This window comes from Actinacidiphila sp. DG2A-62, from assembly GCF_035825295.1.
Classification (GTDB): domain Bacteria; phylum Actinomycetota; class Actinomycetes; order Streptomycetales; family Streptomycetaceae; genus Actinacidiphila.
Genome location: NZ_JAYMGI010000002.1, coordinates 8,550,017 through 8,560,653 on the forward strand (window position 1 = coordinate 8,550,017; position 10,637 = coordinate 8,560,653).

At 69.3% G+C, this 10,637-nt stretch carries 9 protein-coding genes and 1 pseudogene; 2 read left to right on the plus strand and 8 right to left on the minus strand.

The features are described 5' to 3' along the window. The first annotated feature begins 69 nt into the window (after positions 1 to 69). Positions 70 to 935, plus strand: a pseudogene (locus VSR01_RS37560) (IS5 family transposase). A 37-nt stretch (positions 936 to 972) separates the two neighbouring features. Here the strand turns inward: VSR01_RS37560 and VSR01_RS37565 are convergent. Beyond that, positions 973 to 1,674 (minus strand): hypothetical protein, encoded by a 702-nt coding sequence (locus VSR01_RS37565; protein ID WP_326453425.1) that lies wholly within the window; start codon positions 1,672 to 1,674, stop codon positions 973 to 975. 256 nt (positions 1,675 to 1,930) lie between these two features. On the opposite strand from VSR01_RS37565, the gene VSR01_RS37570 reads away from it, so the two are divergent. Then, on the plus strand, positions 1,931 to 2,407 hold the full coding sequence (locus VSR01_RS37570) for a hypothetical protein (protein ID WP_326447301.1): 477 nt from the start codon (positions 1,931 to 1,933) through the stop codon (positions 2,405 to 2,407). 60 nt (positions 2,408 to 2,467) lie between these two features. Here the strand turns inward: VSR01_RS37570 and VSR01_RS37575 are convergent, their stop codons facing one another. From VSR01_RS37575 to VSR01_RS37605, 7 genes are all read right to left on the minus strand, one after another. Next, a complete protein-coding gene (locus VSR01_RS37575; RefSeq protein WP_326453426.1) occupies positions 2,468 to 3,076 on the minus strand; it encodes a hypothetical protein in 609 nt (202 codons plus the stop codon). Further along, positions 3,073 to 3,519 carry a hypothetical protein gene (locus VSR01_RS37580; RefSeq protein ID WP_326453427.1) on the minus strand — a complete coding sequence of 149 codons (447 nt, stop codon included), beginning with the start codon at positions 3,517 to 3,519 and terminating at the stop codon, positions 3,073 to 3,075. The genes VSR01_RS37575 and VSR01_RS37580 overlap by 4 nt, the downstream gene beginning before the upstream one ends. Next, positions 3,516 to 4,538, minus strand: coding sequence for a hypothetical protein (locus VSR01_RS37585; protein ID WP_326453428.1), 1,023 nt, complete (start codon positions 4,536 to 4,538; stop codon positions 3,516 to 3,518). The genes VSR01_RS37580 and VSR01_RS37585 overlap by 4 nt, the downstream gene beginning before the upstream one ends. A gap of 165 nt (positions 4,539 to 4,703) precedes the next feature. Further along, positions 4,704 to 5,741: an ImmA/IrrE family metallo-endopeptidase gene (locus VSR01_RS37590; RefSeq protein WP_326453429.1), complete on the minus strand. Its 1,038-nt coding sequence runs from the start codon at positions 5,739 to 5,741 to the stop codon at positions 4,704 to 4,706. Beyond that, entirely contained in the window at positions 5,741 to 6,697 is a 957-nt protein-coding gene (locus VSR01_RS37595; protein ID WP_326453430.1) for a hypothetical protein, read from the minus strand. Before VSR01_RS37595 ends, VSR01_RS37590 begins: the two co-directional genes overlap by 1 nt. Before the next feature lie 84 nt (positions 6,698 to 6,781). Further along, complete coding sequence (locus VSR01_RS37600) at positions 6,782 to 7,678, minus strand: hypothetical protein (RefSeq protein WP_326453431.1); 897 nt, start codon at positions 7,676 to 7,678, stop codon at positions 6,782 to 6,784. A gap of 247 nt (positions 7,679 to 7,925) precedes the next feature. Continuing rightward, the gene (locus VSR01_RS37605) at positions 7,926 to 10,442 is read right to left on the minus strand and encodes a DEAD/DEAH box helicase (protein ID WP_326453432.1); all 2,517 of its coding nucleotides are present in this window, start codon (positions 10,440 to 10,442) and stop codon (positions 7,926 to 7,928) included. Between the last annotated feature and the right edge of the window lie 195 nt (positions 10,443 to 10,637).

The window sequence follows — 10,637 nt, forward strand, 5'->3', positions numbered from 1 at the left end:
GCCGGGCCTGTCGCTCGGCGGCTCGACAAGCGGTTACGGGACAGCTCTTACAGCGGCTAACACAATGAGGTGGTTCGGTCCTGGTGGCCCTGTCCAGGGTGGTTGTTGCGCGTTCGGTTTGGTGTGAGTGCTGAGCCGTGGAAGGTGTCGGATGACTTGTGGCAGCGGATCGAGCCGCTGTTGCCGAGGCGGGAGCGGCGGTTTCGGTATCCGGGCCGCAGGCCGGTGCCGGACCGGGATGTGCTGTGCGGGATCTTGTACGTGCTGCATACCGGGGTGCAGTGGGAGTACCTGCCCAAGGAGCTGGGCTTCGGCTCAGGGATGACGTGCTGGCGGCGGCTACGGGACTGGAACGAGGCTGGAGTCTGGCAGCGTCTTCACGAGGTCCTGCTCGCCGAGCTCAACGCGGCCTCGCGCCTGGACTGGTCACGATGCGTGGTGGACTCTTCGCACGTCAGGGCGTTAAAAGGGGGCTCGCGACGGGCCCGTCGCCGGTCGACCGAGGCCGGGCGGGCTCGAAACACCACCTGATCACCGACGGGCACGGCACCCCGCTGGCAGTGCTGCTCACTGGCGGCAACCGCAATGACGTCACCCAGCTCCTGCCACTGCTCGACGCGGTTCCGCCGGTGCGCGGCCGACGTGGCCGCCCGCGCCGCAAGCCCGACTCGCTGTTCGCCGACCGCGGCTACGACCACGACGTCTACCGCGACCAGGTCCGCGCCCGCCGCATCGTGCCGGCCATCGCCCGCCGGGGAACCAGGCACGGCACCGGCCTGGGAACCTACCGCTGGGTCGTGGAACGCACCTTCGCCTGGCTCCACGGGTTCAAACGACTCCGCACCCGCTGGGAACGAAGGGCCGACATCCACGAGGCCTTCCTCAAACTCGCCTGCTGCCTCATCACTCACCGACAACTCAGCTCATTGTGTTAGCCGCTGTTAGCTCGGTGAGCGTCGTGTGCCGCTGGCCTCAGCTTTCTTGCGGGGCTGGCTGGTTCTTGCGCCGGCGGCGCAGGGCACGTTGGGCTTGGGCGCGGGCGCATTCCCGGGTGCAGTATTTGACGCCACTGGTGCGGTTTTGCCCGTACTCGGCGCGTCCGCGTTGGCGTACGAAGGGGCGACGGCAGGTCTCGTTGGCGCATTCGCGGATCGTGGCGTCTTCGGCAAGGTGGTTGTAGAGCTGCAGGAAGGCGACCGAGAGGATGGTGGGGTAGCGCTCGGTCAGGCTGCCGATGCCGATGCTGAACGGTTCTAGCGCGCCATTCAACTCAGCCACCAGGTCGCCGATCTTGATGTCCAGGACGAGTTCGCGCAGATGGCCCAGGTCGCGTGGCCATGCCTCGTTCCGATGTGTGTTCTGGGAACGCCAGTACGCCAGCTGCTCCTCGCCGACTTCGGGCTCGATGAGCGCGTCGAGTCCGCCTTTGCGCCGCAGGGCGAGCCAGGTGGTGATGGCCGCCTGGGCCTGCGTGATGTAGAGCGTGGCCAGTTCGCCATGCAGGCAGAACGGACCGTGTCGCGGGTGCTCGCGCTCGGTGAGCTCCTTGAGGCGCTCGTATTCATCGACGTCCCAACTGCCGGTGGTGATGCTGCCGCCCAGGTGTCCATAGGTGCGCATCAAGGTGGCCACGCCGTCGAGATCGGCGGGGTCAAGTTCCATGAACTCACGCAAGTAGAAGTCCTCCGGAAGCGGACTGGTCTCTTGGGTGCCTCGTACGTGCGGCTCCCAGACGATCCAGTCGCCGTCGGCTCGTGCTTTGGGTACGGGCTCCAACTCCGGCGTGGGTACGGGTGTCCCCGGCCAGAGCGTGGGACGAAAGCGTGGGTCAACGTATGCCGCCATACGGGGCATCATAGCTATGCGGGGGTGGCACGAAAAGGGAGTTGTTCGTATCACGCACGCGGAAGCTGGGAAGGGGTAGGCGTCGTTGACGCAATGGCAGGACCGCAAGAGAGTCGGCGAGGCGCACGAGCAGCGCATCGCCGCAGAACTGCAGTTACGCGGATGGACGGTCCAGCGCTGCGGACAGGGCACCTTCCCGCCTGCGATCAGGCATGCTCTGGCGCGTACCGATTCCGCGTTGCGGTACTTCCCTGACCTGATCGCTGCCCGCGACGGTGAACTGGTCACCATCGATGCCAAGGACCGCATGCCGAGCACCCACTCGGACCGCTACGCGATCAGCACCGCTGCGCTGAAAGCGGGTCTGCTTTTCACCGCCACCCACGCCCCAACGCCGATGTACTACGTTTTCGGTGACTTGAGCGTCCTGACCCCTTCTGAGGTCCACCACTACAGCACGCACACCCGACATCACCCCAGTGGAGCCTGGGTCTTGGTCGCCACACGCCAGGCACATCCCTTCGAGGAAGTCTTCGGTACGAACACCGCTGTGGCCGCTTAAGCGGCGCCGACGACGTGGCGGATTGCGGTCCGCGCACCGGTGAGTGGGCTGGTCCCGGTCCTACGCGCTCCACCACGGTTTGAGGTCCTTCAGGTGTGCGGCGACAGCATTCAGGTACGCGGTCTCGTGCTCGCGCAGGGGCCGTAGATCGATCACGGACGGTGGGATGTTCATGCCGGCGTCGTTGTCCAGCGGGGGAGCGGTCCACGCCTGGTTCATCGCCAGGCCGGCGGTGGCGCGCAGACGATCGACGAGGTTCTGGTACGCGGCCCCGACCGTAGGTGATTCCAGGAGGGTCCACGCCTGGTGGTAGGCCAGGCGGGACTGGATCTCCCGGAGCGTCTCGGAGAGCCGGATGCGTTCTTCGGCGGGCTGGTCGGCGCGCCGCCGGCGGATCGCGTACGGCAGCTCCTTGTACGCGCTGTACGTCGCGAAGGCCTCGGCGAAGGCGGCGCGCAGCCGGTTGCGTTCCTCCTCGTGGCTCTTGCGGCGGGCGAGCCAGATGTTGATGCTCGCGGTGATCAGCGCGGCGAGGAACGCACCGGAGAGCACTCCCAGCAGCAGCGTGGTTCCGCCCCCGGAGGCGGCGGTGTGCACGGCGGGCGCGGTCGTGTGGGCGATCACCGTTGAGGGAGCGACGGGCGGCGCAACGAGCGGCAGACGGGTCATGCGGCCTCCTGGGCGGTGTGCGGGGCCTCGGGGCCGGCCCACTCGCCGGTGCGGCGCCACCATTCCTCGCGCAGCAGATGGGCGAGGACCAGCCCGAGGAGCACGACCGGTCCGTCGCGCCGCCGGTCCCAGCGCTGCTCGGGGGGATCTTCTGGGTACCACATGCACAGCGAGTCGTCGTCGTAGCGGTGGGGGGAGTGCCGCGGGCCGTCGGAGAAGACGTGCGGGGTGTCCGGCCGCCCGCGGCCGAAGACGATGGTCACGGTCTGCTCGGGCAGATCGGGGTCGCGGATGTCGATGGCCACGGCGAAGCCGCCTCGCAACGCTCTGGGCGGGCGTACTGCCCGCACGGCCAGCCCGGTGGAGGCGATGCGGTGCTGGAAGAGCAGCCGCGGGGCCGGCCTGGAGAACCAGGCCGGCCGGTGCGGTCCGGGGCGTGTCACTGACCGGTGCCGTCGCCGAAGGCGCGGGTGGGGGGCAGCGTCACCGCCGCGCCGCCGAGCCCGAGCGTGGCCGTGGAGACCGGGGCTGGCTGCCGCAGAGCGGCGATCCGGGCGCCGAGGCCACGCGGGGAGGGGTCGGTGAGGTAGTTGTAGAACACTGTCGACAGCGCCGTCTGCACGGCCTGCCGGTCACTGTCGCTCGCCAGGGCGCGGGTCACGCCGCCGGCGGCCGTGCGCAGCCGGCGCGCCGCCACGTCCCGCGAGACCAGCAGCCGCACGTTGGGGGAGACTCCCGCCGGGTCGAGCGTCGCCGAGCCGGAGGCCACCCGGGCCGCGGCCTTGTTGAGCACGGTCTGCAGGCCGCCGGCCATTCCCATGCCCGGCGTCACGAACTCCCACGCCCACACGGTCAGGTTGTGGGAGGAGAAGCCGGGCTCGCTGTACTGCTTGTTCCAGGCCTTCAGCAGCCGCACGATCCGGCGCCGGGTCCGCCGCAGCGCCAGGCTGCCCGAGGTGAACAGCTCCACGTGCTTCTCGGGGTCCGACGCCTCCCACCGGTTCTGCTTCAGGTTCGGGATCCACAGCCCCGACCCGTCGCGGCGGGTCAGCGCGACGACGAGGTCGACGGTGGGGTCCTGGCCGTCGACCGGCTGGCCGAACGTCAGCTTCGGCCCCCGCTTGGATGTGCCGCACCGGGCGTTGGGGTAGACCTTCCGCACCGCCGGCCCCAGCAGGGCGCACAGTTCGGCGGCGATGTCCCGGGGCGTCTGCCCGCCTCCGTCCGGGCCCAGATGCGGGTAGACCCGCCGGTCCAGGACCAGGCCGCCGTCGCCGTCGCCGACCGGGTGGATGAAGGTGTGCTGCGCCAGGGAGCCGCTGGCGTAGGTGCGCTTGGCGCCCTTGAAGCCGCTCGCCGAGGAGCGCACCAGTTCCAGGCGCTTGCGCGCCTCGGCCAGGGGCTCGGGGTGGGCGTCGATCTGGGCGCGGATGTCGTTGAGGATGTCTTCGGTGTGTCCCATGGCGAGCTCTGTTCGCTGTAGGGCCCGTGGGGCCCGGGTGGCGCCCCCGCGTGGGGCGGGACGCCACCGGTGGCGTCCACCGATGCCTGACGTCACACCGGGCGAATCGTCCGAGCCCGTGGCAGAACCGCTGGTGAGAGCGGGTATGAGGGGCCCCGGGCGGAGCTATTCCAGGCAGTCCCGGCAGATGGTGCTGCCCGGCGGGAACTGCACCGTGGACTTCTTCAGGTAGCACCGGGTGCACATTGGATCTGCGGCGGCCCGGGCGGCGGTGCAGCCGCAGTGTCCCTGGGGGCACTGCGGCTGCCGGCACTGCTCGCAGTCCCCGGACACCGTGAAGCCCTCGTGGCAGGTCTCGCAGATCCACCCCGAACGGAATCGGTTCGTGCCGGTGCCGGGCCGGGGTGCGGTGAACCGGCGCCAGGCCACCTGGTCGACGCCGAGGACCGCCACCAGGTAGTCCTGGTCCATCCAGTCGGCCTGACCGTACAGATCCTCGCCGCGGTGCCCGTCGCGGAAGAGGATGTGGGTCCGGTCCACCTGGGCGCTTCCGCGGCTCTTGAGTGCGGCACGGACCAGAGGGGTGGCCGCCTGGTCGGAACCGCGGGCCGGCGGGATCATGCCGTGGCGGGCCGCGAAGACGACTGTGCCGTCTGTGTCGAGGAGCACCACGGTGCCGCTGCTGATGATGAACTCCGAGGCGCGCACGCAGCAGGCCTCCCGTGAGGCCCGCGAGCTTTCGAACAGCGCGACCACGTCGGCAGCAGTCGGCCCCCTCTCCCGCAGGTGGTCGGGAAGTTGGGACTCGGGCAGCAGAATGCGCGCGGCGAAGGCGTCACACGCCGCTTCCTCCAGAGCTTCGGAGTCGCTCCAGTCGAACAGCCGGTCGCCCAGGTCCGGGTCGGTCTGCTGCAGGTGGTGCCCCAGCTCGTGCAGGGCGGTGAACCCTTGCCTCCGCAGCGACCGCGCCTGGCCGACGTGCACGGTGGGCGGCACGGTCTCGTCGTCGTAGCTGCCGGCCACCGAGCAGCGGCCCCCGCCGCCGCTCTCGGGCACCATGCGTATCTGAATCTCCGGCCAGGCGCCCAGCTCTGCCAACGTCTCCGTACGCAAGGCTTCGCGCCGGCCCGGGTGCCGCTGCTCCAGTACGGCCAGCATCGCGCGCGCCTGCTCGGGCGCCGCCGTGGTGAAGACCCGCGCCATCACGCCTCCCTTTGCCGCCCGTGGCTGGCCAGAAACTGCTTGAGGCGGGCGTCCCAGTCCGGGGAACTGCCGCCGGTCTCCCGCGCGGCTAGGGCGAAGGCGCCGTACCCGGCCTGCCGCCGTGCCTGTACCTCGTCTCCCGCGCCGTGCTTGGCCAGGTGGGTCATCACCGGTCGCCACCGTGGGTGTTCCACTGCCTCGACCAGATCTTCGGGCAGTGGCTGGACGGTGTCGGCGATCTGCTCCTGCGACAGGCCCGTCGCACGGGCGAGGCCGGCGATGTCCTCGGGCTCCAGGAGTCTCCTGCCCCGCAATATCGCCATGACCTGGGACTGGGGCTTGCCCAGCGCTTTGGTCAGCTGTGCGATGTCGGGCCGGCCACCGAGGAGGACGGCCAGAGGTCCCTGGGCGGGGCTGGCACCGGCGGCCGAGGCCAGTCCGGGCGCCGCTTGCAGCTCGGCCAGGTCGTCCTCAAGTTCGGCGCGCAGGGCCACCGAGTCCTCGAACAGCGATGCCGGAGCGCTCCCCGCGCGCATGCCCACCGCGGGATCCCCGGGTCGGCCTTGGGCCACGGCTCTGGTGCACCCGACGAGGTCGCTGTCCCAGGCATCGAGAACCTGATCCAGTACGCGTACCGGAACGGTCTGCGCCATGCCGGCCCAGACGGTGACATCGACGCCGAAGACCGACCGCCGGCCGTCCAGAACCAGGCAGGACTCGTCTTCCGCCGGAGGATCCAACGTCACCGGCACGGCCCACACGTCACGGTCGCCAACGTCCAGGACCAGCACGAGCACGACGGCACTGTTCCAGCGAGCCCGCCACACCTGGCCTTCCTCGATGCGCACCTGCTCAGCTGCCCCGAAACGCTCGCGTAGCCGGGCAGGCTGCAAGTCCGGCTTGGCAGCCTGCGCTGCCAGACGCAGCAGATGTTCCGGCACTTCCCATTCATGCATGGCTTCCTCCTGCATCGACGCCCCCAGCAGGCCTCCACCACGTTCTGACGTCACACCGCACGCCGAGTCTGCTCCGGTCCGCTCTCAGGCGGTCTTGGCTGCCGCTGTGCACAGCAGCATCACCTCCGCCATCACTGCCGGCGCGTCCGGCTGCTCCCCGACCAACAATTTCAGTTTCTCCCGCACCCGCTGGACGCGCAGATAGGCCTGAGAACGTCCGCAGCCCAGGAGCTCCTGGGCGGCAGCGGCGGGAGAGGGGCCGTCCAGAAGCAGGACCAGGGCACACTCCTCGGCGGATAGTCTGCCCACGACCTCCGCAGCGCTCACGGCGACATCGAGCTGGTCCTCCTGGAGGATGACGGCACGCTGCGGGTCCAGTACGTCCTCGCGGTCACCGCCGACAGGCAGATCGGCAAGATCACTGTCCTCCGTTGCGACCTCGACGGGGTCCAAGGACGCCGGGAACCGCTGTGCGAACACCGACACCAGCGCCGCCACCTCCACCGACCCCTGCGCTGTGCTCAGCACCGCGCGCAAGATAGCAACGATCGACGCCCGATCAGCCACCGGCGAGCGACGCTTCTGGCTGGACCACACCGGAACACGGACGTCCGTGACCGCGTACGCCGCCTGTACAAGCCCGCTCAGGGCCCCGGACCACGGGCCAGCCTGCGAGCCGGAAAGCCGCCAACGGCCGCTTCCCTCATGGCTGGCCGGGACCTGTTCGAACGCGTCGTCCTCCTCCAGGACGTCCTCCAACCGGCGACGCAACGCTCCGCGGGGCGTCTTGCGCACCCAGTCAATCAACCAACTGCGGATGGAACGACGCAGCAGCTTCCCCATCGAGTCGTCGTCCGTGGCCAACGCCAACAGATTGGCGGTCACTGCCTCGATCCGGTCCGCGAAGAACTCCTGGACGGTGTCCTCGTAATCCGCCGGCTGCCACCCTGCGGAAGGGATCAGGTCCGGGAAGCGCCGCACCTCCTGGCGCAGGAGGCGATCGATCAGCTGCAGCCCCTGGGGACCCAGATGGCCAAGATCGCGAAGTTCTTCAAAAGACGAGATGGCTTGCCCCCCTATAGATCGGTTCAGAAGCTACACCTGACCGCATCCCGACGTCGCGATTACGAGGTGGGCCAGAACCCGGAGTCGGCACGGTAGTGGCCGGTCTGCTGAGGGAGACGCCCTGCTCTTGCGGACAAAGTGTCCGATGTTCCTGAAGCGGTTTCTACGCCCAGCGCATGCCCAGCTCGGTCAGTTCTTGGCGCCGCTCGGGGCTGAGCTTGTCGGCCCGCCTGCGTGCGTTGTCGAGGAACATGCCGAGCTTGTACGGCATGCCGTCGACTTCTTCGACGTGCTTGCGCGGGACGTGGAGGTGGCCTTCGCGGGCGTGGAATTGCCGGGCTGCCCTGATGTTGGCTGCCCATTTGTCGGCTTGTGTGCGGGGTGCCGGGGGCCGCTCGTCGGGCTCTGCCGGGCTGAGGTGGAGCATGTGCTCGAGCATCCACTGCTGTGCGGGCTGCAGCTGGTCCCAGTTCAGGCGCTGTGCCTGGACCCACGCCCCGAGGTCTTCGCCCTGGAGTGTCGTCTGCCCGGGCGTGGTGGGCGGCTCGGTGCCGGCCTCGATGAGGTTGCGGCACAGCCGGTAGGCGCGTTGCCAGGCGACGGGCCAGGCCGGGCACCAGGATGGGTCGATCGCCTCGAGCGCGTCCCTGCGCTCTTCGGTGAGCGCCCCGGCGGTCGAGCTGACCGGCAGCCCCTGCTCGCGCCGCGCCTCGATCTCCGCCAACTTCCGGCCGGCGGTCCTCAAATTTTTCAGCCATACCCCCACTGGATGGCCGTTGAAGACCGCTGTCGTAGGGGCCAGCAGGTGGCCGTGTTCGGCTGCCCACCCCTGCGCTGCTGACAGTCCCTCCTGGAAAGCGACGTCCCAGTGCGACCAGATCATGCCGAGTTCTTCGAGTTCCTTGACCCGCGAGGGCTTCATCTCACCCGCGTTGTAAAACCTCCTCTGGTCGGCAATCCATGTTCCCAGCGGAAATCCGGCGGGCTGCCACTCCTCCGGAGTGACGAACGCATACGGGACTTTCAGATCCCCGTTCTCCTTCACGTACCGGGTCGCTGCCTGGATTCCCTGACGCCAGTACGTGTTTTCCGGCTGGAGAATCCTCAGTTTCATGAACTGCGCCAGCACGGCGGGGTCGCGCGGGGTGGAGAAGGACAGCAGGCTCTGTGCGGGAGCCGACGTTCCGCGCTCCTCACCCCGGCCTGCTGCGTCGCGCTCTGCCGCCGACGGCTTCCGGTGCCGGGTGTTCGACTGCTGCTCCGCGAGGGCTTCCACGGTGTCCGCGTCGTGACTACGGAGAGCAGCCAAAATCCGGGCCAACCCGTTGTACCCCTTGCTGGTGAGCATGGCGTTCGGGTCCTCGTCCTTGCCGAGAAAGACCGGCACGATCAGGGACGCCACCTTGCCTTCTCCGGGTTTCATGCGCAGGGCGCGGCCGATGATCTGGAGGATGTCGACGGCGGAGCCGCGCACGTCTCCGAAGAACACAGAGTCACAACCTGGCGTGTCCACGCCTTCCCCGAGGACTCGAACGCTGCTGAGCAGCCGTAGCCGCATCGGGACGAGGTCGCCGTCGACGCTCTCGCCGACGGGGTCGGCGAAGGTGGCCAGCGTCGCCCGCCGGCGCTTGGGGCTGTGCTCGCCGCACAGCCAGTCCGCCCACACCCGCTCCGGCTCCGGGTACGTCTCGGGGGCGTCCTCCCACAGCCGCTGCGCCACGGCCGGCACCCCGGCCGCCATGGCTTCGGCTTCGCTGGTCCGGTAGTGGAAGCTGAGCATCCTGCGCAGGCCGCGCTCCGCGGCGGTCTTCACCGCGGCGGTTTGCAGCGCCGCGAGACGTGAACCCCGTACGTTGTCCGACCTGGCCTCGATTCCCAGCAGCGCGGCCGCCTGGAGCTCCGGGTCGGTCACGTCGACACACACGACCTGCCAGGCCGCGACCAGGCCGAGGTTGCGGGCCTGCGACAAGGTGAGCTTGTAGGCCACGCTGCCGAACAGCCCGTCCGGGTCGTCCTCCATGCTGGCCACCAGCACCGGCGCGCCACTGCCGCCCTCGTCGGTCTCCGGCGCCTCCCACACCCGTGGGGTGGCGGTCATGTAGAGCCTGCGGTCGGCCGGGATGCGGGTGTTGTCGTGGATCGCCGCCCACGGCTTCGAGCCGCGCCCGCTGGTCCTGTGCGCCTCGTCGACCACCACCAGCGACCACGGGGCCAGACCGGCCTCGTGCGCCCGCTGGAGCGTCCCCAGACCCACGCTGGCGTACGTGGCGAACACGGTCACGTGCTCCTGGCCGCGCGTCCACGCCACCAGCTCGTCCACGTCCGTCGTGCACGCCGCCAGCCCCTGCGCCTCATCTGCACGCAGCGAGCAGATCCCGTAGAACGGCCCCGTGCGGCCGCCGGCGCGCCACGCGGCCGCCATCTGCGTCAGCAGATCCAGAGTCGGCACCAGCACCAATACCCGGCCCGCCCGCAATTTCCGCGCGGTCAGCACCGCCATAAAGGTTTTTCCCGAACCGGTCGCCGCAATGACCTGCGTGCGCAGACCCTGCGCGGGCATTTCCTGGCCCGGCTGCAATTCGAGTTTCCGCACCGCCGCATCGGACGCCTCGACCTGATGCGGAAGCGGGTCCATCTCCACGACCGTGTTTTCCGCTTCAGCTGTGACCACTGCCACCATGGTTTGACGCTCCCCCGTCCCGGGACGATGCGCGGCCCCGGGCGGGTGTGCTCCGGGGGTGGTGTCTGAGTCCAGAGGCTAGCGCACTTGTGACTTTGACGCACCATCGATCGGCGCGATCCGCTCCCGGCTCGAACCCGAACGTTCGAGCCGTCCCGCCGGTCGCACCCCCGGTCCCGCTCTACGACAAGGCCG